Source organism: Microcoleus sp. D3_18a_C4, from assembly GCF_036702415.1.
Classification (GTDB): Bacteria; Cyanobacteriota; Cyanobacteriia; order Cyanobacteriales; family Microcoleaceae; genus Microcoleus.
Genome location: NZ_JAUBTI010000021.1, coordinates 3,033 through 25,842, shown reverse-complemented (window position 1 = coordinate 25,842; position 22,810 = coordinate 3,033). Strand labels below are relative to the sequence as shown.

At 46.0% G+C, this 22,810-nt stretch carries 14 protein-coding genes and 1 pseudogene; 9 read left to right on the top strand and 6 right to left on the bottom strand.

Features of this window, described 5'->3' with window-relative positions; all coding sequences use genetic code 11:
• Positions 1–44: 44 nt before the first annotated feature.
• Both QUB16_RS12470 and QUB16_RS12465 read right to left on the bottom strand, forming a co-directional pair.
• Positions 45–566 carry a pentapeptide repeat-containing protein gene (locus tag QUB16_RS12470; RefSeq protein ID WP_333316388.1) on the bottom strand — a complete coding sequence of 174 codons (522 nt, stop codon included), beginning with the start codon at positions 564–566 and terminating at the stop codon, positions 45–47.
• A gap of 361 nt (positions 567–927) precedes the next feature.
• Complete coding sequence (locus QUB16_RS12465; protein ID WP_333316385.1) at positions 928–2,634, bottom strand: iron ABC transporter permease; 1,707 nt, start codon at positions 2,632–2,634, stop codon at positions 928–930.
• 126 nt (positions 2,635–2,760) lie between these two features.
• On the opposite strand from QUB16_RS12465, the gene QUB16_RS12460 reads away from it, so the two are divergent.
• Positions 2,761–3,849 carry an ABC transporter ATP-binding protein gene (locus QUB16_RS12460; RefSeq protein WP_333316383.1) on the top strand — a complete coding sequence of 363 codons (1,089 nt, stop codon included), beginning with the start codon at positions 2,761–2,763 and terminating at the stop codon, positions 3,847–3,849.
• A 219-nt stretch (positions 3,850–4,068) separates the two neighbouring features.
• Here the strand turns inward: QUB16_RS12460 and QUB16_RS12455 are convergent.
• The 3 genes and pseudogenes from QUB16_RS12455 to QUB16_RS12445 all read right to left on the bottom strand — a co-directional run.
• Positions 4,069–4,179 (bottom strand): annotated as a pseudogene (locus QUB16_RS12455) (Uma2 family endonuclease); the annotation flags it as partial.
• Between the two features lie 145 nt (positions 4,180–4,324).
• Positions 4,325–5,095, bottom strand: a complete 771-nt coding sequence (locus tag QUB16_RS12450) for a TerC family protein (RefSeq protein WP_333316381.1) — start codon at positions 5,093–5,095, stop codon at positions 4,325–4,327.
• Positions 5,096–5,229: 134 nt separating this feature from the next.
• The gene (locus tag QUB16_RS12445; RefSeq protein ID WP_333316380.1) at positions 5,230–6,396 is read right to left on the bottom strand and encodes an RNA-guided endonuclease TnpB family protein; all 1,167 of its coding nucleotides are present in this window, start codon (positions 6,394–6,396) and stop codon (positions 5,230–5,232) included.
• Positions 6,397–6,793: 397 nt separating this feature from the next.
• On the opposite strand from QUB16_RS12445, the gene psaM reads away from it, so the two are divergent.
• Together psaM and QUB16_RS12435 are read left to right on the top strand one after the other, a co-directional pair.
• Positions 6,794–6,889 carry a photosystem I reaction center subunit XII gene (psaM, locus tag QUB16_RS12440; RefSeq protein WP_190660159.1) on the top strand — a complete coding sequence of 32 codons (96 nt, stop codon included), beginning with the start codon at positions 6,794–6,796 and terminating at the stop codon, positions 6,887–6,889.
• A 278-nt stretch (positions 6,890–7,167) separates the two neighbouring features.
• Entirely contained in the window at positions 7,168–7,584 is a 417-nt protein-coding gene (locus tag QUB16_RS12435) for a slr1601 family putative cell division protein (protein WP_333280242.1), read from the top strand.
• Between the two features lie 223 nt (positions 7,585–7,807).
• On the opposite strand, the gene ctpA is transcribed toward QUB16_RS12435, so the two are convergent.
• Positions 7,808–9,046 (bottom strand): carboxyl-terminal processing protease CtpA, encoded by a 1,239-nt coding sequence (gene ctpA, locus QUB16_RS12430; RefSeq protein ID WP_333316378.1) that lies wholly within the window; start codon positions 9,044–9,046, stop codon positions 7,808–7,810.
• Positions 9,047–9,246: 200 nt separating this feature from the next.
• Here ctpA and QUB16_RS12425 point away from each other — a divergent pair, with 200 nt between their 5' ends.
• The 6 genes from QUB16_RS12425 (at position 9,247) to QUB16_RS12400 (ending at position 22,533) form a co-directional block, all read left to right on the top strand.
• Positions 9,247–10,143 carry an AraC family transcriptional regulator gene (locus QUB16_RS12425; protein WP_333316376.1) on the top strand — a complete coding sequence of 299 codons (897 nt, stop codon included), beginning with the start codon at positions 9,247–9,249 and terminating at the stop codon, positions 10,141–10,143.
• Between the two features lie 339 nt (positions 10,144–10,482).
• On the top strand, positions 10,483–17,907 hold the full coding sequence (locus QUB16_RS12420) for a S8 family serine peptidase (RefSeq protein WP_333316374.1): 7,425 nt from the start codon (positions 10,483–10,485) through the stop codon (positions 17,905–17,907).
• A 339-nt stretch (positions 17,908–18,246) separates the two neighbouring features.
• Positions 18,247–19,308: a calcium-binding protein gene (locus QUB16_RS12415; protein ID WP_333316372.1), complete on the top strand. Its 1,062-nt coding sequence runs from the start codon at positions 18,247–18,249 to the stop codon at positions 19,306–19,308.
• Between the two features lie 599 nt (positions 19,309–19,907).
• On the top strand, positions 19,908–20,576 hold the full coding sequence (gene petB, locus QUB16_RS12410; protein WP_172190423.1) for a cytochrome b6: 669 nt from the start codon (positions 19,908–19,910) through the stop codon (positions 20,574–20,576).
• A 184-nt stretch (positions 20,577–20,760) separates the two neighbouring features.
• Positions 20,761–21,243: a cytochrome b6-f complex subunit IV gene (gene petD / locus QUB16_RS12405; protein WP_333316370.1), complete on the top strand. Its 483-nt coding sequence runs from the start codon at positions 20,761–20,763 to the stop codon at positions 21,241–21,243.
• Between the two features lie 393 nt (positions 21,244–21,636).
• The gene (locus QUB16_RS12400) at positions 21,637–22,533 is read left to right on the top strand and encodes an AraC family transcriptional regulator (RefSeq protein ID WP_333316368.1); all 897 of its coding nucleotides are present in this window, start codon (positions 21,637–21,639) and stop codon (positions 22,531–22,533) included.
• Positions 22,534–22,810: the final 277 nt, after the last annotated feature.

Below are 22,810 nucleotides of genomic sequence, written 5' to 3'. Positions count from 1 at the left end.
ACTCTTTGTGATTCGGCGGTTGAAACCGCCGAATCCCATCAACTTTAATTTTTAATTTTACCATCCGGCATTATAGCGCCTTTCAGGTTGGCCCCTTTCAGGTTGGCCCCAGTCAAATCAGCACTATTTAAGTCAGTTTCACTTAAATCGGCATTACTAAGATTGGCATTATTCAGTTTTGCCCCTCGCAAAAAAGCCCCCTTGAGATTTGCATTACTCAAATCAGCATTTGTGAGATCGGCAGAAAATAAACCTGCTTTTTCCAGAGAAGCACCTTTTAAATTTGCACCTTTGAGATTGACGCTATCGAGTAAGGCTTCATTAAGTTTGACATTTTCTAGCATAGCACCTTCCAACTTAGCACCGTTGAGATTAGCGCTGGTTAAATCAATGTCACTTAACTTGGTATCAGTCAGGTCACATCCTGGACATTGCTTAGTTTTTTGTAATGTTTCCAGGGGGCCAGCCGCCTGTTTTTGGCATCCAAAGGTGACAAAAATAGTAAGCAGTAACAAGGAAATTGTGCCAGTAGTGCGGTTAAACATTGCTGAATTTTTATTAATCATCTTGATTTATGAAAGAAAAAGGAAGAGGGAAGAACGGTTGATACATTCTCCTGAAACCCGCCAGGGAATAAATTCCCTGTCTAATAGCTAAAGTCGGTTGTAACCGACATCTTGCACCATTGTCAAGAACGGGCAAGATGCCCGTTCCACAAAGAGTAGATTTTCTTGTGGAACAGGCCGGAAAGCCTGTTCCTAAAAGGCTAATTGAGAATGGTGCAAGATGTCAGTTGTAACCGACTGAAATCCTAGCTGTATAGTCGTCTTCAGACGACTTTCGCTATGAGACAGGGGTTGAAACCCCTGTCGGACTATAGCTTTAAAAGAATCAATCACCTCTGCAAGCAGGGAATAGATTTGGGGGTTATAGTGTTGAAGACTTGCGCGATCGCGCAATTTTCCAACTTAATAAAATAACCGGTAACATCCCCACTAAAACAATTGCCAAGGCTGGGCCAGAAGCTTCCGCCAATCGCTCATCTGAGGCAAGTTGATAAGTTCGCACAGCCAAGGTATCAAAGTTAAAAGGTCTAATAATTATAGTAGCAGGTAACTCTTTCATTACATCAACGAATACTAACATCATGGCAGTTAGTAAACCTCCCGTCATCATTGGTGTATGAACTGTAACTAAAGTTTGCATCGGGCTATAACCCAAACTTCTCGCCGCATCATCTAAATTAGGCTTAATTTTGCTCAAACTTGACTCTACCGCATTTAAAGAAACAGCTAGGAAGCGAACTATATAGGCAAATACCAAAGCTGCGATCGTACCACTTAACAACAAGCCTGTAGAAATTCCCCAGTTTTCACGCATCCAACTATCAAATAGATTGTCAAATTTTCCAATGGGAACCATAATCCCCACTGCAATCACAGAACCAGGTACAGCATAGCCCATTGCCGCAACTCTAGTTCCTAACTGCACTCCTAAATTAGGATATAACCGTAAGCCATAAGCCATAATCAAGGCAATAACTACCGCTAAAATTGCTGTCAGGGTGGCCAAAATTAAACTATGACGGGCAAACATCCAAAAACGTTCATCTAAAGTGAGTTGCCAATTAGCTAAGGTCAACTTGAGTAAAAGACCCGCTGGCAATAAAAAACCAAAAAATAGCGGCAGGAAACAAGCCATTACCGCTAAAATTTCCCGGATTCCTTTAAGTTGATAAGTTTGTAGTTGGCGATAGCGACTGCTAGCTTGATAATATTTAGTCCGACTGCGCGACCAGCGTTCTAGTAAAATTAAACCCAGAACAAATAATAATAGCAGGGCAGCTAATTGATTGGCTGCAATTCGTTCTCCCATGCCAAACCAAGTCCGATAAATACCTGTGGTGAATGTATCAACTCCAAAATACTGAACAGTGCCATAATCGTTGAGAGTTTCCATCAAAGCCAGTGCTAAACCTGCAACAATTGCGGGTCTAGCCATTGGTAAGGCAACTGTAATAAAACTCCGCCAAGGGCTACAGCCCAGTATTCTACTCGCTTCTAGCGTACAAGTGGATTGCTCCAAAAATGCAACTCTTGTTAATAGGTAAACGTAGGGATATAAAACTAAGATTAGCATTAAGATTGCTCCAGGGAGCGATCGCACGTTAGGAAACCAATAGTCTCCATAACTCCAGCCAAAAATATAACGCAAAGCACTTTGAACTGGGCCTGAAAATTCTAAAAAGTCTGTATAAGTATAAGCTAACACATAAGCTGGGGCCGCTAAGGGTAACAGTAATGCCCATTCAAATACGCGACTGGCCCGAAAGCGACACATTGTTACTAGCCACGCACATCCTACGCCGATCGCGACAACACCAAAGCCTACACCGATCATTAACAATAAAGAGTTGATGATATAACGGGTTAAAACTGTATCGGTTAGATGTTGCCATGTATCTTTAGCTTCAACAAAGATACTGGATAAGACACTGAAAACTGGTATGGCGATCGGCAATGCTAAAGCGATAACCGCAAGTGTCCACCCACTAGCGGATAAGCCGCGTAAGGTCGATCGCCATTGGATTGTCCTAATTGCTGTTTTTTGTAGTGATTGTTGGGAATTTTTCATCGCTAGTAAATTGTCTAGCTTGCTAGTTTATCAGTACGTGTAAACATTTGTCAAGTCTTTCTGACAATTTATATCACTAAACAGGTTTATTGTAGAATAGTAAGTTGTTGATTATTTATAGCAATAATGGTTCGACCTATAATTCTGCATTTGGATGGTGTAACAAAACAGTATGCCCAAGCAGCATCACCTGCGGTGGCATCTGTCACCCTGACCTTACATCAAGGAGATATACTGGGGTTGTTGGGGCCATCTGGTTGTGGGAAAACAACTTTGCTGCGGTTAATTGCTGGTTTTGAACAGCTACAAGCAGGGACGATCGCTTTAGCAGGAAAAACTGTAGCGGGTGTTAATATGTCAGTCCCGCCGGAACAGCGAGACATTGGTATGGTGTTTCAAGACTATGCACTCTTCCCCCATTTGACAGTCGCGAAAAATGTAGCTTTTGGCTTGACGCATCAAGGAAAAGAGTCAAAGCATAATATTCAGAAAGGTGTCACCGAAGCATTAGCGTTGGTGGGATTAGAAGGATTAGAAAACCGTTATCCCCATGAATTATCGGGGGGTCAGCAACAGCGAGTGGCCCTGGCCCGTGCTTTAGCGCCTAGACCTGCGATTATTTTACTAGATGAACCGTTGAGTAATTTAGATGTACAAGTACGGTTAAGATTGCGTCAGGAAGTCCGCGAGATTCTCAAAGCAACGGGAACCTCTGGTGTATTTGTCACCCACGATCGCGAAGAAGCACTTTCGATTTCAGATTGGGTAGCGGTGATGCGTCAAGGCCAATTAGAACAGTTTGGCACTCCAGAGGAAGTTTATCAAGAACCAGCATCTAGATTTGTGGCTGAGTTTGTGACGCAAGCTAATTTTGTGTCTGCATCGCTGAAGCAGGATTTTTGGGAAACAGAAGTAGGTTGTTTTGCTGTTAAACGAGATTCATGTTCACAAGTTCCCTGTGATGTTTCTACTCAAGGAGAATTGATGATCCGGCAGGAAGATTTAAGTTTATTCTTAGATGAAGATTCGCCTGTTGTGATTTGCGATCGCCAATTTTTAGGTAGAGAAAATCGTTATTGTTTAAAAACACCTTCTGGCGAAAAGTTATATGCACTCACAACCACAGGAAATGTTTTTCCGATTGGTTCTAAAGTTCGGTTATCTTGTGGTGATAATTCTCCCTTAGCTTTCTTTGTCGGTAAGCCTAGGCCATAGCTAATGGCTAATTGCTAATAGACATCTGGCAAAAAAAATCTAAAACCGTTGCCCTATGTTGAAAAGGTTATTCGCAGCCACTCAACAGGAAGGTTACATTTTTTCCCGACAGGTGAAATGCGATCGCCTGCAACTCATTCCCATCGATCGCCCTCTTTCCCTATCCTAAAAAAATACAGCCACCACCAAGGATCAAATCAGATCCGGATCGATCGCCAATCCCGTCAGCCACAAATTCCCCTCGCTATCCCACCAGCGCAACCATTGCTGAGTCTGATTTTGATAACTGCCTTCCCATAGGCCCAATTTTACTTCCATAAGTTCGATCGGCTACTGAAGAAAACGATCTCACAAAATAAAAGCCTTTCATCCCGGTGACTTTAGTCTGGGGATGAAAGGCTTTCGCAGGTTTTAACCAGCCTTTAATCTGGTTGGTTTGACAGATTTAAGCTAATTTTATTCAAATGAAAGTATGTTAATTTTCGGACTTCTGTCCTTGCGATTCTCGCACAGCAACTTCTGAATCCGGCTGAGTGAGAGCCATTTCTAGAGATTTTGCAATCTCGACTGACTCAGGATTACGCTTAGAAAATCCCCAGACAAACATCAACACGATACTGGAAACTAGCAGCCATTGCGGAGGAACTAAATCGGGATTAATTACTTTCACCAACAATCGCATTCCCACGAACCCAACTGTGATGTAACCAGCACTTTCTAGGTGAACGAATTCATCCAGCCAGCGGATGAACAATCCGGCCATGAATCGCAGGGCAATAATTCCAATAGTAGCGCCTGTTACGACGATAAAAGTGTTGTCAGAAACAGCGATCGCAGTAGTAACGCTATCCAATGAAAACGCTAAATCCGTAAAAGCAATCATGGGAATTGCTTGCCACACAGTCGCAAATCTGGGCCCGTGATGTTCTCCTTCGGAGTCTGTCTCTGAAGTAAAATGTTGGAAAACAAGCCACAGCAGGTAGAGAGCACCAAGCAGCTCAAACTGCCAGTATTGGATCACCCAAGTAGCAGTTAAAATTAGGGCTATCCGCAGTACAAAAGCAATTATCAAACCCAAGTTGAGAGCTCTTTGCTGATCCTTGGCATCTTCTAAACCTTTAGAAATAGACGCCAGGGCGATCGCGTTGTCAGCCGAAAGTACAGCCTCCAAAGCCACCAAAACCAACAATAATAAAAAGCCGTCAACTCCAAAATTGGGTGAAGCGTCGAGAAATTGATCTAGCATTAACTATTTTGTGCACCTAAAATTGGCAAGGGTCGAGCGCAGCGCAAATTACCCGCTCTGTCTAACATTAGTGTCACCTTCACGTGAACTACCAGACGCTGACCACTTCATTGGTACAGCGCTGGCTTCCTGATTCAACGGGGCGGCGCGTCCAACAAAACCGAAGTTTTGCCAGATCGACTTACATCCCCTCCACAGGCAGAAGCGCTAGTTCCTAACGCCAAAATCCGCAAGGCTTCATTTCTAATGTTGAGGGCTGCATTTACATCACGGTCATGATGAGTACCACAATGTTTACAAGTCCATGCCCTAACATCAAGAGTGAGATGCTCAACTTGATTTAGGCAGGCATGACAAGTTTTTGAGCTAGGAAACCATCGATCGATCTCAATGTATTGTTTACCTTCACTTTGGGCCTTGTACTTAAGCATTGTGCAGAACATACCCCAGCCAACATCACTAATGGCTTTGGCTAAATTATGATTCTTGACCATGCCTTTGATATTGAGATTTTCTACTGCAATAACTTGGTTTTCGTTAACTATCTTGCGGGATAGCTTTTGTAGAAAATCTTCCCGGCATCGGGCAATCTTGGAGTGAACTTTTGCCACCGCCCGTCTTGCCTTTTTCCTGTTTTGACTGCCTTTCTTTTTGCGATCGAGCTTTTGTTGTTTACGTTTTAAGTTTCGTTGACGTTTGACGAAATACTTGGGATTGCCGAACTTAGAACCATCACTGGTAATCGCAAAATGAGTTAACCCTACGTCAATGCCAATAGCTTTATCTGCTGGGACTAACTCAGGCTGTTCTTTCCCATCGTCAATCAAAACAGAAACAAAATGTTTACCGTCCGGGTTGCGAGATACGGTAACGGTCTTGATATCGCCCTCAAAATCACGATGTCGCCGACAGAAAACTAAACCAATCTTAGGTAGGTTGATATAGTCACCGTCGAATTTGACATTTTGAGGGTAGCCGATCGACTGCCTGCCATGCTTGGCTTTGAACTTGGGCAGCATCGCCATCTTGTCAAAGAAGTTTTTGTAGGCAGTAGATAAATTCAATGCAACCACCTGCAAGCATTGAGAATAAGGTTCTTTTAACCATTCGTATTCTTTTTTGAGTGCAGGGAGCAAGCCTTGTATGTATGCCCTAGATAGTCCTTTGCCAGTATTCTTGTAAGTTTCTTGACATAGATTCAAAGCATAGTTCCAGAACCATCTCGCACAGCCAAAAGACTTTGCAAGCAAGACATCTTGCTCATCTGTGGGATAAATTCTGTACTTGTAAGCTTTATACATTTATCAAGGTTGCAGAATACCGATAAAATTATCATAGCGCACAAAAAGGATATTGATTCGCTCTCGCTCAATTTATTTTCGGGCTGCGTTTTCATCCCGACGCTCACCTTCGGTAGAGCGCAAGACTTCCCATTCGCATTAGTTAAATCTTAACCTAACGCGGTAGTTCTGTGCGAGGCGATCGTCCCAACAACGTCCGAAGGAAGCAGTCCCAGGAAACAAGGAAAAATTCTCCCCCTCCGACACTCAAAAACAGCGCCACTGCGCCACTGCGCTACTGCCCCACTCCTCCCCGGAGGCAGCATTTGTGTTGCAAGTTGTAACAAATGATTCCCAAAAGCGCCAATTTGTCTCAAATTAGTGAAAGCTCGTCCCCGCGAAAAGGAGTTTTGCGAATATGTCTTTAACAGATACCCAAGTCTACGTAGCGCTCGTAATTGCTTTGATTCCCGGAATCATGGCTTTCCGGTTGTCAACTGAACTGTACAAGTAGTTTCCAGGCACCAGCCGCGAACCGCAAAACGCCTGCCTGACCAGTTAAATCTCTCGCATTACAGACAATTGCTGCCCCAGTGCAGTAGATTGTTTGTGTTCCGCAAGACGAGACTGCAAGGGCAGGCATTTTTATGGGAAAATTCCGTCTTAAGCCGTCACCTTTGTCTCAACAATTTTGGCTGTTAGCACCCTGACAAACAGCGGCGAGTGTGCGTTAAGCTCAGAATTTGCTCTTGTGAACTCTAAAACGTCAGTCTCAGGTATTTGAAAAAAATTATGCAAGCGATTCAACCCACCGTTACCCCACTGCGTCCTGTAAAAAACTCCCCTCGGGTTACTCCTCGTCGCAGCAGCAGCCGCCAGCGTTCCTACCCTCACCAAACCCTCGCGGCCGAAACAGGAGTCAAATTCGCAGTCAACATTGTACTTTCAGTCTGTGCCACTTCTGCTTTGGTTCAGCTTTGGCCTCACTACCGGGCGGTGCAAGAAAAATTGCACGAAATCCAAGCTGAAGTCAATCTTACCCAAGGGCGAGTAAATCAGTCGCGATCGGATTTTAACCGCTACTTTGACCCCAGTCTTGCTAAAACTGTGATGCAAGAGCAAAGCAACCAAGCTGACCCGCAGCAGCGTCCGGTGATTTTGCAAGAAGCCGAGGTGCCTGACGCCGAGGAATCAACCCCCCAACCTTAAGGGAAGGGCTGTTTTGGGTTTTGATATCACGTCCGATGTGCATCATTCTTGTATGTCATTGGTTCGCACAGCGAAGAATGACAGATGAATCTGTCGGACTTGATATCACTTTTAAATAAAAGAGTTTTTTTGATGATTCTTGTCTGTCGTGGCGAAGCAAACGCAGAGACAGACAGACCTGCGTATTGTCACCTATTGCAATCTCAAAACTTCCAACTCAGGCTTATACTGACTTGGCCAGCACGGTTTTTTCTTTCAGTAGTTGCAGTGCAGCTTGATATTGCAAGTCTGCTGCGGTGCCGATTTGATCGCGCGCGATGGGTTCCAAAGGCACTACGCGATCGGGCGAAATCCCCAGCTTGTTAATATCTTTATGGTTCGGTGTCTCGTACTTAGCAACAGTCACGGCTAACCCGGAACCGTCAGACAAATCAAACAGCGACTGAATCAGCCCTTTGCCAAAAGTCTTTTCTCCTACCAGTTGAGCTCTGCCGTTATCTTGCAGCGCACCCGCCAAAATTTCGCTAGCACTGGCAGTTCCCTTGTTCACCAAAACAATCAGCGGATCGTTAGTTAGGGCTTGTCCAGAGGCTTCAAAACTGCCGAGAATGCCTTGTCTGTTCACCGTGTAGACGATCGTCCCGGAATCGAGCCACAGGCGGGCAATTTCAATCCCCGCTTGCAGCAGTCCGCCCGGGTTGTTTCGTAGATCGAGAATGTAAGCGGCGGCTCCTTGTTTTTCCAAGCGGTCGATCGCGTGAGCGACTTCTTCAGTGGCGTTAGCGCTAAATTGACTCAAGCGAATGTAGCCCACCGGCAAATTCTCTGACCCCGACTGCAATTCGGCGTAAACCGGATTCAGAGCAATGCGATCGCGCACTAGCTCAATGTCCTCAGCAACGTCCCTTCCCTCGCGCCCCAAGGTCAAGGTAACGGGAGTGCCGATGCGGCCGCGCATTCGAGTTGCTGCTTCGTCTAGGCTCAATTCTGAGGTAGGAGTGCCGTCAATTTTCAGAATGCGATCGAGGGGTTGGATACCAGCTTTATCTGCCGGTGAGCCGGCCAAAGGAGCCACCACTGTCAGGGTATTTGTCTGGGGGTCGATCGCAATTTGCAGCCCCACACCCGTCAATTCTCCCGAAGTGTTGACCTGCAAACTGCGGTACTGTTCGGGTTTCAGCAGTCGAGTGAAGGGGTCGTCGAGATTCGCCAGCATCCCCTGAATCGCCGTGTAAGTCTGCTGTCTGTCGTTAAGCGGTTGCTTGACAGCTTTTTGGCGAATCGACCACCAGTTTTGAGAGTTGAAACTGTCGTCCACATAAGAGCGATTGACAATTCGCCAAGCTTCGCTCAATAGCTGCTGTTCAGGAGTCAGCGCCGCCGCAGGCTGCGCCCACCCACCTAGAACTAGGACGACTTGGAGGCAAAGTACAATAGCAATCTGGAAAACTCGTCTGTGCATGATTTTTCTGTAAAATACCAGTAAGTATTACATTTTATGTATTTTACGTTTGTACGCTCGGAACGCTGTTGCAGATTTAACTCAGATTTGTTTCCCGACGGTCAGTCCCGAAGGCACTCGGATGCTTAGAAGAATCCTCGCCGTAGAACGGCGAGGAGTTGTCAACTACAAAATAGCAACTCGTCCAGTCGGTGCCAGTTATGTCCCCACAGAAACCATTAATTCTTGATTTTGCCAAGACAGACGGGATGAAAGTGATTCTCCCGCGCCCCGCAATCCTGTCGAGTCACGGCACAAAGTGGCAAGGAATTCATGTCGAATATCACTCTCAGCCGCCAAACGAATGTCCCGAACACTGTCTCGAACAGCACACGGTTGGCTTGATGCTCAATTCAGCCACACTAAAAGGAACAGTGAACGGGAAAAACTGCGGTAGCGAATCGTGGCAAAGTGGGCAGATGTTCATCGCTGCTGCTGGTACTTATTTCCAGTCAGTTGCAGCCGCAGACTATGAATTTATGGCGATCGCTCTTGAACCTACCGACTTCGACAATACAGTTGGCGAATCGCTCAATTCAAATTCCATTGAAATTATACCGCAATGGCAAACCCGCGATCCGTTGGTTCACGGAATTGCCTGGGCTCTCAAAACCGAACTGGAATCAGGCGGATTAAACGGTACTCTTTATGTCGATGCACTGAAAAACGCGCTTTCACTGCACATACTGCACCGCTATGGCGCGAAAAAACCGAACCTGCGAGATGTTGGAGGCGGTCTTGACCCCGGCCAATTGCAGCTAGTTATTCACTACATTAATGAATTCATAAACCGAGATTTGCACTTAAGTGAACTTGCTAATTTAGTTAAAATTAGTTCTTATCATTTCAGCCGTATGTTTAAACAATCGACTGGATTCACCCCCCATCAGTACGTGACCCAGTGCCGAATTGAAAAAGCAAAACAGTTGTTGAAAAAACCGAAGTTATCAATAAAATATATCTCCCAGCAAGTCGGATTTCACGACCAAAGTCACTTTAGCAAGACATTCTGCAAAATTGTCGGTTTGACTCCTAAGCAATATCGCGATCGGCTTTAACAAAACTCAAGCCTCAGTCACATTAAAAGCAGTTTGTAGTTGCCAAGTATTTTTGCCTAGGGCTTGCGGGGATTCAGAAACCGGGTTTTTTACCCGATCGGGAAACCTGTGTATTTTGGTACAAAACCCGGTTTCTTTGGTATTTAGGCGTAAGTTTTGTCGTATAAAAACCCCAGCCCGTCGGCGCTGTTACAATTCTTCATCAAATAGGGGTAAATTCCGCAAGAAAATTATATTTTTCGCAAGTTTTCCGCAAGAATTTACAATACAGCAGAGCTAGTGCTTTTGTACACTTGCTGGCATCGCATAAACCAGAAGTATCAGCTAGGTAAATTAATCATGTCTACTTTCAGTACCGGTACCAACTTTCCTGCAGGCCCAAGTCCCCAACCCCTCACTGCCGAAAACTGTAATAATGATAACATCCCAGACTTAAACATCCCAGACTTAGGGATCGCCCCAACGGCTGTTTCCCTAAAGTCAATGACTCAGCTTTCCTCAAAAGCGATCGCATTTATCGATGCTGCCGTCCCCGACCCTCAAACCTTAATCGACGGCGTTATCCCTGAAACCGAAGTAATTAAATTAGAAACTAACCGCAACGGCCTGGAACAAATTGCCGAAGCTTTGCAGGGAAATAAATTTTCAATAATTCACATTATTGCCCACGGGCAACCCGGTTGCGTGCAACTGGGGAACGTTGAATTGAGTTGGGAAAATTTGAGCTATCGCGCGGGTAATTTCGTGCAAGCAGTCCAAGCATGGGCGCGATCGCTGACACCAAATGCCGAAATTATGATCTACGGCTGCAATGTTGGCCAAGGAAATATAGGCAAAGCATTTGTAAACAGCCTGCGTCAGCTAACAGGGGCAAGTGTTGCTGCTTCTGAGAATCTGACAGGTTGTGCGGCAAAAGGCGGCGACTGGGAATTAACAGTGACAGCGGGGACAATTAAAGCTGGCCTTGCATTTCGGCCAGAAGCGATCGCAGCTTACGGCCACGTTCTGAATACGTTTAAACAAACACCTACTGGCTTGACAACAGGAACTTTCCCTACAGCTATTGTTAGCCGGGACTTTAACGGAGATGGTCGTCTCGATTTAGCCGTAGCTAACAGAGGTTCTGACAGTGTTTCGATCTTGTTGGGAACAGGTCAAGGTAATTTTGGAACAGCTACTAACTTGACCTTGGGGAGTGCAGGATCTCCCAGCGGTATTGTTGCAGGCAATTTTAATGGGGATTCGCTTCCCGATTTAGCTGTATCGGTAGCAATTGGCGGCGATATAGGAGGAGGGGTTTATGTCTTTTTAGGAACAGGGCAAGGCAACTTTAGCAATCCTAACAACTTTGGCCCTGGGAGAACTAAACAGGCGATCGCTGCGGGAGATTTTAATCAAGACACCTTCGCTGACTTAGTTGTGGCAGAAGAGAACCAAGTTTCTATTGCTTTAGGCAATAATCAAGGAACTTTTGGTGAGTTTAACAATGTGGGGACTGCAATCAGCCCCTTAGCGATCGCGATCGGAGATTTTAACGGCGACAACAATCTAGATGTCGTTGCCACTAACAGGAATCCCGCTAACAGCGTTTCTATTTTTTTCGGTACGGGTCAAGGCACTTTTGGCAATCGAACCAACTTGAATACCGGCACAAGTCCCAGCGCGATCGAAGTTGGAGATTTTAACGCTGACGGCCGATCCGATCTGGCTGTAGCCAATGCAGGCAATCAGAACGTATCAATTTTATCAGGGACAGGTCAAGGCACTTTTAGCAATCCTGCTAACTTTAATGTTGGGGTAGATCCTAATGATATTGCCGTTGGTGATTTCAACGCTGACGGTCAACCCGATTTAGCTGTAGCGAACGCCAGTTCTAATAATGTTTCAATTTTAACTGGAACCGGTCAAGGAACGTTTAACGGGCCGTTTAATTATAATAGTGGGGGAACCACTCCGAGCGCGCTCGCGGTTGGAGATTTTAACTCTGATACCAGACCAGATATTGCTGTCGCAAATACCAACAGTAACAGAGTTTCAATTCTGTTGAATGTGCTATTGAAAGCAAGTTTTGGTAATTCGGCGTACAGCAGTCTTGAAGGAGACGCAGATGCGACTGTTAATATTCCTGTGACAGTCGAAGACGGTTTACGATTTACAGACTTGATTGTACCGATCGCAACTGTCTTGCCCGTTCCTCCTGCTACCTCACGAGCGACTCAAGGTTCGGATTATACTCTTTCTACTAATACTCTCACTTTTCCCGCAGGTAGTGGCAGTTCGACTCAAAATATAGCTGTCACTATTAAACCCGACAACCTTGCAGAAATGGATGAAGCAGTTGTCTTGAGTTTTGGTACGAGTCCGGGAGGGTTTGCAGGTACAATCCCTCAAACTACCCTAACAATTCCTGCTAACGATCCGATTATTTACACAGTTGGTGCTAGTGCTGGTAGTGTTCCTGAAGGCAACTCCGGCACAAATCCGCTGATATTTACTGTTAGTCGCAGTGGCGGTACTGATTCAGCAGGGACTGTCGATTATGGAATTGGGGGAACTGCAACCAACGGCAGCGATTACAATAATATCGGCGGTACTTCGGGCGCAACAAGTACAAATGGAACTATTAATTTTGCATCGGGAGAAACATCAAAAACTGTCACCCTTGATGTATTAGGTGATGGTAGCATTGAACCAGACGAAACTATTACTGTCACTCTCTCAAATCCCGTGACATTGCCTAATGGTGGTCTTCCCAGCGGCATCTCAACAATTGGTTCTGCTAGTGCGACAACTACTATTACTAATGACGACTCTGCTGGAATTGCCGTCAATCCCGATAGCGGATTAATTACAACAGAAGCAGGAGGAACAGCAACATTTACTGTCCAACTCAACTCTCAACCAACGGCTAACGTGACTGTTGGCTTAAGCAGTTCCAATGTTGCCGAGGGCACAGTTTCTACACCCTCGCTGACATTCACTCCCGCCAATTGGAGTGCGCCGCAAACTGTAACTATTAGTGGCGTTGAAGACAATATTGCTGACGGCAATCAAACTTACAATATTGTCACCGCTGCGGCTGTTAGTACAGACAGCAATTACAGCAATTTAAGTGCTGCCGATGTCAGCGTTACGAATAGCGACAACGAAACTCCCGGCATTACCGTTAATCCCACAGCAGGATTAACGACAACAGAAGCGGGAGGTACGGCTAATTTCAGTGTTGTCCTCAACACTCAACCTACGGCACCTGTTACCGTAGCTTTAAGTAGTTCCAATCCTGCTGAGGGAACAGTTTCTACTAATACCTTAAGTTTCACTCCTAATAACTGGAATCAGGCGCAGACGGTAACGGTGACAGGTGTTGGCGACAATATCGCTGACGGCGATATTGCTTACACTATTGTCACTGAGGCTGCTGTTAGTACAGACAGCAATTACAGCAATTTTAATCCCTCGGATGTCAGCGTTACTAACAGCGACAGCGATACAGTCGGCGTTACCGTTAATCCGGCCAGTACCACAGCAGTAGAAGGCGGTGCAACGGGAAGTTATACACTTAACCTAAATTCGCAGCCAACAGCGCCCGTAACAGTCAGCTTTGACGGGGGGAATCAAATAAGTGCGATCGCCCCCATTAGTTTCGACGCTGCTAATTGGAATATTGCCCAAACTGTAACTGTGATTGCGACGGATGACACAGTTGTAGAAGGTACTCACACTGGCACAATCAATCATGCGGTAACAAGTACCGACGCGAAATATAGCGGAATTGCGATCGGGCCTGTTACTGTCGCCATTACTGATAACGAAACTACGCCAACACCAACACCGCCAACACCAACACCGCCAACACCAACACCGCCAACACCACCGACACCAACTCCGCCAACACCAACTCCACCAACACCAACACCGCCAACACCAACACCGCCAACACCAACACCGCCAACACCACCGACACCAACACCACCGACACCAACACCGCCAACACCAACACCAACACCAACTCCACCGACACCAACACCGCCAACACCAACACCAACACCAACTCCACCAACACCCACACCAACACCAACTCCACCAACACCAACTCCACCAACACCGCCAATACCAACACCAACTCCACCAACACCAACTCCAACTCCACCAACGCCAACTCCACCAACGCCAACTCCACTACCGCCAGTAATCATGCCGCCGACGATACCTGCTGGCATTACTGTCGATCCGACATCAGGATTAGTCACCACAGAAGCGGGAGGTAAAGCAACATTTACAGTCAAACTAAATACTCCGCCAACTGCTGATGTCAGAATTGATTTAGAAAGTTCCAATCCAGCAGAAGGCATAGTTTCTCCACCCTCGCTGAACTTCAACTTTGCTAATTGGAATCAAACGCAAACGGTGACGGTAACTGGTGTTGATGACAAGGTTGTTGACGGTGATAAAACTTACAGCATTGTTGCCAAACCTTCTGTCAGCAACGATCGCAATTATTCCGGTTTAAATGCAGCAGATGCGATCGCGGTCTCTATTGATAACGATCGATCGAATGATAACGGCGGTCAATTGCCACCAATCGATCCTGTCACTGGTTCACAATACAAACCAGGCGAACTTTTAGTGAAACTGAGACCCGGTGCAAGCAATGATTTTCTAGGCAATTTTCAAGCTAATGGAGAGATAGCGCTAGAAAACCTAGTACCATCAAGCTCCCAATTTGACTTCACACCCAGTCCATTAGATCGGTGGCGAATTGTCAAATTTTCTTCAGAATTAGATTTGCTGCAAATTCAAGAAAACTTAGCTCGAGATCCCAACGTAGAGGCAGTAGAACTGAATTACCAAGGTTCCTATGATTTCATACCAAACGATACCAGATTTAGCGAACTGTGGGGTTTAAATAATACTGGATTAGAGGGAGGTACATCAGATGCTGATATCGATGCCTCGGAAGCTTGGGATAGTCAAACAGGTGACAGAAGGATAATTGTTGCAGTTACGGACAGTGGCGTAGACTACAACCATGAAGATTTAATAGCCAATATTTGGACTAACTCGGGAGAAATTCCTGGCGATGGTATTGACAACGACGGTAACGGCTACACAGACGATGTTCGCGGCTATGACCTTTATAACAACGACAACGATCCAAGTGACGATCTCGGTCACGGAACCCACATTGCTGGAACCATTGGTGCAATTGGTAATAACCGCATTGGCGTTACTGGAATTAACCATAATGTTAGTTTGATACCTTTGAAGATTGGCAGTCGCATAGCACCAGATTTAGTCTCTATCACCAGAGGGATTAGTTACGCTACCACTAAGGGTGCAGATGTCATTAATGCTAGTTGGAGTGTTCCTGACTCTAGAGCTTTATTTGACGCTATCAGTGAAGCTAACAGTGCAGGAGTTCTCTTTGTGGCAGCAGCAGGTAATAACAGATCTAATAATGACATCAGACCTTCTTACCCAGCTAACTATGACCTTCCCAATGTTATTTCAGTTGCAGCAACAGATCGCAATGACCAACTAGCATTTTTCTCCAATTTTGGAGCCAGTACCGTAGACTTAGGTGCGCCCGGAAGAAACATTTTGAGCACAGTTCCCGGTAATAACTACGGTTTCTATGACGGAACTTCAATGGCAGCACCCCACGTAGCAGGTGCGGCGGCGTTGCTGTTAGCCCAAGATCCAACCTTGACTGTCGCCCAACTAAGAAACTCTATTCTCTCAACAGTTGACCCGTTGCCTTCTCTCGCAGGCAGAACTGTTAGCGGAGGACGTTTAAATCTTCGCAATGTTCTCAATCCTGTCAACCGCCCGCCTGTTTTAAACATTCCGTTCCGCGAACAAGGTTTGCGTTTGCAACCGGGTGCGAGTCCTCAATTGCAGTTTACTTTTCAAAACAACACTTTCACTGACCCCGATCCGGGCGATACGCTGACTTACACTGCTGATTGGTATGAAAATGTCACCAATTTCGAGTGGCGAAATGTCAGCGGCGGACGATCGCCAATCCCGACAAGTTGGAGTCGCATTAGCCCCTTACCAACTGGCATGACTTTCGATCCTGCCAGTCGCACTTTCAGGGTTGATGATAGCTTGCAGCGCCGCAACTACTGGATTCGAGTAACAGCAAGGGATGCTGCTGGTGCATCGGATATAGCATTTTTCGATCTTTATAATCGAGGTCGAGGTTCTGTTATTGACGGCTACATCGCTGGGGCTACAGTTTTCTTAGACGCTAACAAAAATGGCGAACTTGATGCTAGCGAACCCTCTGCAACAACTGGCCCAAAAGGTGAATACGAACTCGATATTTCCTTGGAAAATTTTGACAAAAATCGCAACGGCGAACTCGATCCGGAAGAAGGCAATATTGTGGCTTTTGGTGGCATTGATACGGCAACTGGTTTGCCTTTGGAAACGCCTGTCACTGCCCCGCCTTACGCTACAGTTGTCACCCTGTTAACCAGTTTAGTAGCAGATTTAATTGACAAGGGAATTGAGAGCGATCGCGCCGAATCTCTCGTCAAATCTGCTCTTTCAATTCCCGCTAATGTTGACATCACTGACTTAGATCCGATCGCAGCTACCGAAAACGCGATCGCGGGTGGAGTAGAAACTTTGACTGCAATGGTCAAGGTACAAAACGTCATTACCCAAACTGCTGCTTTAATAGACGGTGCGTCGATTCTGGAAAATACCGACACCGTAAAAGCAGTTGTAAGTGCGATCGTTCAACAAATTCAATCGGGGACAACTCTCAATCTCAGCGATGCCAACCAGTTAGCAACCATTGTCGATCGCGCCACCACAGCAGCGCAACAATTTGACTCGGATTTAAACACTCAGCAATTGTTGCAAATTGCCCCGGATGCAGCTAAGGTAATGGCCGAAGCAAATCAGCGCATTGACAAAGTTGTATCCAACACTGCAACAGCTTCAATTAACCGAGAAGTTGCCCGCGTGCAAAAAGTAGCCCTAGGCGCAACCTCTGAAGACTTAAAAGCAGTCGGTACAGGTACGAAATCGATCGCCCAAGTTATTGCCGAAAATACTGGTACTGCCTTAGATACCACAATTCAACAAACGACATTGCCCGATACACCTGCCGTTGCGGTGATTGAAGGAGAAATAGATGCGATCGCAGCTAACTCCAATCTCACGGGTACTGACGGCGACGACAGCCTCTCCGGCGACAGCGGCAGCGATACAATGGCCGGCCAACGCGGCAATGATACTCTCAGCGGTTTGGGCGGCAACGACTGGATACACGGCAATCAAGGCAATGATTCCCTCGACGGTGGCGACAGCAATGACACTGTTTACGGGGGCAAAGAAAGCGATAATTTGTTCGGCAATAATGGGGAAGATATCCTATTTGGAAATCGCGGTCAAGATAGCTTGAGTGGAGGTGAAGGCAATGACAGTCTTTACGGCGGTCAAGCTAGCGATATTCTCCTCGGCGGTAACGGATCAGATTTTCTCAGCGGTGAAAACGGCGATGACAGTTTGATAGGAGGAAATGGGAGCGATCGCTTCTTAATTTCAGCCAATTCTGGCAGCGATATCATTTTTGATTTTGAAGCCGGTATCGACTTCCTAGCACTTGCCGACAATTTAACCTTCTCGCAACTTTCTCTTATCCCTAGCAACAGTGCAACTTTAATCAGCTTGACAGAAACTGGTGAAATTTTAGCTGCTATCAATGGCGTGACAGCTAACCAAATTAGCATCGCCAATTTCATTTAAAATATTAGGGACACAGGATTTGCCTGTGTCCCTGAAATTCGTTCAACAATCACGGATGGTGCAACCGGAATCGCTCTAATTCATCGGCGTTAATCTGTGTTTATCTGCCATCATCTGCGGTAAAAAAAAGAGAATGTATTAACCGCCCCGGACAAGGGATGGACGCTGATTCACGCAGATGTCGAGAAGAGAGATAGGAATAATTCCGATGCTAAGAGACTTGATATCAGGACTAAAATCTTTACAAAATCCCAAATTCAAAATTGAGTGGACGGGAAGAAGCCAAAATCTAAAATTGAGTGACTGTAATTGTGAAATAGTTTTCAGGAGGACAAGTTTATGGTAGTTATATGCGGTGACAATTTCGATAATTTGCTAGCCGGTGAAATTGGCGATGATTCCCTGTGCGGGCTGGGAGGCAATGATACTCTATCTGGTTTGGGTGGTAATGACACTTTAGATGGCGGAGAAGGAAATGATAGTCTCGCAGGTGGAGTCGGTAGCGATCGCCTTTTGGGCTACTCTGGTAACGACAGTCTCAGCGGTGGCGAAGGCGATGACAAAATTGAAGGAGGTGTTGGGAATGATCTTCTTGAGGGTGGCGAAGGCGCTGATTTAATCAGAGGAGAAAACAATAACGACAGTATCTTGGGAGGGGCTGGCAATGACTGTCTTTACGGCGGTCAAGGCAATGATACGGCGATCGGAGGAGATGGAGACGATCGCTTGTTTGGTGGCAGCAACAACGACTTGCTAATGGGCGGCAAAGGTAACGATCGCCTGTTGGGAGAAAGTGGGAACGACACTGTAAGAGGTGACTTAGATAATGACTACATTAACGGCAATGCAGGAGACGATTTGCTTGAGGGAAATGAAGGCAGCGACACCCTGATTGGCGGGCCGGGTAAGGACATCATATTGGGTTACAGCTTTTCATCAATAGGAGAACAAATCGATTATTTAATCGGGCAAAGTGAAGCTGACGTATTTGTTCTCGGTTCGTCAAATGCCCGCCCTTACCTCTTCTATGGCGGTGAAGGTCGCCATGCCGTTATTGAGGATTTTAACCGGGTCGAAGGTGACAAAATTCAAGTCGTTGGTTTCGTACAAGATCGTAATGGTCCTAACTTCTTCTCTTACCGATTTGAATCTTATGATGACGGTATCACACGGGGAACTCGGATATTTGTCGGATCGGATTTAATCGCCGACGTTAAAAATGTTACAGATGTGAGTCTATCCGATTGCGCGATCGTTTCGACTGGATTTACACCGCCATCGCGAGACTTTCCATCCTTCCCGTCTCTTCCTGAAATTCCCTTCCCGATACCGCCGCGTCCCACTCCTTTCTCGCCAATACTGCCAGTTTTTGTGGAAAGTTTGCTTTCTTTTCAATTGTGATAGGACTTTACGGATGGGGGCAATCACCGGCTTTTTTTACGGAAATACGCAGGTTGCCGCCAGCAGATTTTGTTAGTAAAGACTGCAGTCCTGACTACAAAACAAGATTCGATTGTACGATCGAGCCGGTTCGGGTTACTCGATCGACAATGAGGGCGTTTGGGCCCAAAAGGTAAAGTTTTACGATCGAGATGAAATTTGGCCTCTCCCGGCAAACCGGTTTCCGGCTCGGACTGCTTTCTGTAGCTCAGCCCTACCCGCATAGTAGCTTGGGCGGATGTTGAGATTCCCAAAAAAGCCTTTTAAGTGTCCAAAAAGCGATCGGGGGCGTGAAAATTGCACGGCAATTATGTTACATTTTTTATCACAGTCTGGAATTCGATCGGGCAACGCCAGCGAGTAGGGACAAGCCACCGCTTAGTTTCCCAGGGCTTGCAGGCGATCGCACAATAGAGTTCCTTTCGTCAGCTCCAAATTTAAAAAATAGCCTCAGGCATTTGCTAGTAAAAGCAAGCTGCTCGGCGCGGGGCGACAAAAAACCTTGTGGCTGCTGCCCTGAACCTCAACCACAGCAATATTCTTTTAGGAATTCTGGCTCCATGTTTTCTAAACAAATCACCGACTCAAAAACCTACCAGTGGTTTGAGGAACGCCTGGAAATTCAGGCGCTCGCCGATGACATCACTACAAAGTACGTACCCCCGCACGTCAATATTTTCTACTGCTTGGGCGGAATTACTTTAGTTTGCTTTCTGATCCAGTTTGCCACCGGCTTCGCCATGACTTTCTATTACCGTCCCACGGTAGCAGAAGCTTTTTCTTCAGTGCAATACCTGATGAATGAAGTCAACTTCGGCTGGCTGATCCGCTCCATCCACCGCTGGTCTGCCAGCATGATGGTACTGATGATGATTTTGCACACCTTCCGGGTTTACCTGACCGGCGGCTTCAAAAAGCCCCGCGAGTTAACCTGGGTGACAGGAGTAATCTTGGCAGTCATCACTGTTTCTTTCGGCGTGACCGGCTATTCGCTGCCTTGGGATCAAATCGGTTACTGGGCGGTTAAAATCGTTTCGGGCGTCCCCGAAGCCATCCCGTTTGTCGGTTCTTTGATGGTTGAACTGCTGCGTGGCGGTGTCAGCGTCGGTCAAGGCACTTTGACTCGCTACTACAGCTTGCACACTTTTGTGTTGCCTTGGCTGATTGTAGTGTTCATGCTGGCTCACTTCTTGATGATTCGCAAGCAAGGTATCTCTGGCCCGTTGTAAGTTTTGAGTTGTGGGGGCGGTATTTTTTTTGCCCCCCCGCTGAATTGTGAGTTGAAAATTCAGAATTCATCACTCAAGATATTTATTTACGGCTAATACTTCCTGCGATCGCCCCGCTGATTCAGACTAACGAATACAGCGGAATGGCAGGCCCGGGTAAAACTAAAAGGAGAACACTCTCACTATGTCTATTATCAAAAAACCAGATTTGAGCGATCCCGCGCTCCGCGCTAAGCTCGCTAAGGGCATGGGTCACAACTATTACGGCGAACCAGCTTGGCCTAATGACTTGCTCTACGTTTTCCCTATAGTAATCATGGGAACGTTTGCTCTTTGCGTCGGTTTGGCTGTACTCGACCCGGCTTTGGTTGGAGAACCGGCTGATCCTTTTGCTACTCCGCTGGAAATTCTGCCGGAATGGTATTTGTGGCCTGTGTTCCAACTCCTGCGGGTTTTGCCTAACAAATTGTTGGGTATTGCTTGCATGGCTGCTGTTCCCCTTGGCTTGATTTTGATTCCGTTCATCGAAAGCGTTAACAAGTTTCAAAATCCGTTCCGCCGCCCTGTTGCTACTACAGTTTTCCTGTTGGGAACTGCGGTAACTCTGTGGTTGGGTATTGGTGCTATTTTCCCGATCGACAAATCTTTCACACTGGGTCTTTTCTAAGATTTAAGTTTGCTTGATATTGACGCCTGCGGGTTTCCTGTAAAGTGCTTTTGTACTGCTGGGAAACTTTAGCGGGCGTCATTTTATTTTAGATTTTAGATTTTAGATTTTAGATTTTAGATTTTAGATTGGTGATTTTGGATTTTGGATTTTAGATTTGGGATTTATCGCTCTAAAAGTTAAGAATTATCAGTAATTAATTGTAGGCACAACGGCTGGTATGAAAAAGCCGACTATCGATCGACTCTACACCGCCCTAGAGTCAAACTCCATTAATTTTTATTGCGGAACCTTGACAAACAGAGCTAGAATATGTAAATGGCTGGCTATCTTTTGTATACCTGCGGGAACTTCAGAGCTCTAGAATAACAGCAACTGCCCCAGGTGCAAGCTATGTCCTCAGAGAAAGCCTTAATTCTTGATTTTGCCCAGCCAGACGCGATGAAATCGATTCTCCCGAGTCCCTCAATCCTGTCGAGCCACGGCACAAAATGGGAGGGAATTCACGTCGAATATCACCGTCAGCCAGCAGACGAAACTCCCGAACACTGTTTCCAACAACACAACATTGGGCTGATACTCAATTCAGTTACAGTAAACGGAATACTCAACGGGAAACACTACGGTAGCGAACCGTGGCAAAGAGGAGAGATTTTCATTGGTGGTGCTGGTACTGATTTCCAGTCAGGTGCAGTCGAAGATCCTGAATTTGTCGCGATCGCGATCGACCCTACCGACTTCCACAAAACAGTTGGCGAATCGACCCATTCAAACCTCATTGAAATTATACCGCACTGGAAAATCAGCGATCCTTTGATTCTCGGCATTGGCTGGGCCCTCAAAACCGAACTCGAATCAGGTGGATTAAACGGTACTCTTTATGTCGATGCACTGAAAAACGCGCTTTCAATGCACATACTGCACCGCTATTGTGCACAAAAACCGCATAGGCGAGATTTTGAAGGCGGTCTCGATCCTGTCAAATTGCAGATTGTTATTAACTACATAAATGACTACCTAAACCGAGATTTGCACATAGCTGAACTGGCTAACTTAGTGCAGATTAGTCCTTATTATTTCAGTCGTTTGTTCAAACAATCAATTGGAGTCACGCCCCATCAATACGTCACCAAGTGCCGGATTGAGAAAGCCAAACAGTTGTTGAAAAGGCAAGATTTATCAATAACATATATCTCGGAGCAAGTCGGGTTTCACGACCAAAGTCACTTTAGCAAGACTTTCTGCAAAATCGTCGGTTTGACTCCTAAGAAATATCGCGCTCAACTTTAACAGCGATTTGTTGTTGGGTGGGGGCAGGTTTATGAGATTGTCGGTTTTAGGCAATTATTGTCGGTGAGGGGATCCCCTACAGGAATTATATCTATATTAATCCTGTAGGGGCGGGTTCACCAATATCTCTAATAGAAACGAGAAAGCCTATAAACCCGCCTCCTAAGAAATATCGCGCTCAACTTTAACAGCGATTTGTCGTTGGGTGGGGGCAGGTTTATGAGATTGTCGGTTTTAGGCAATTATTGTCGGTGAGGGGATCCCCTACAGGAATTAT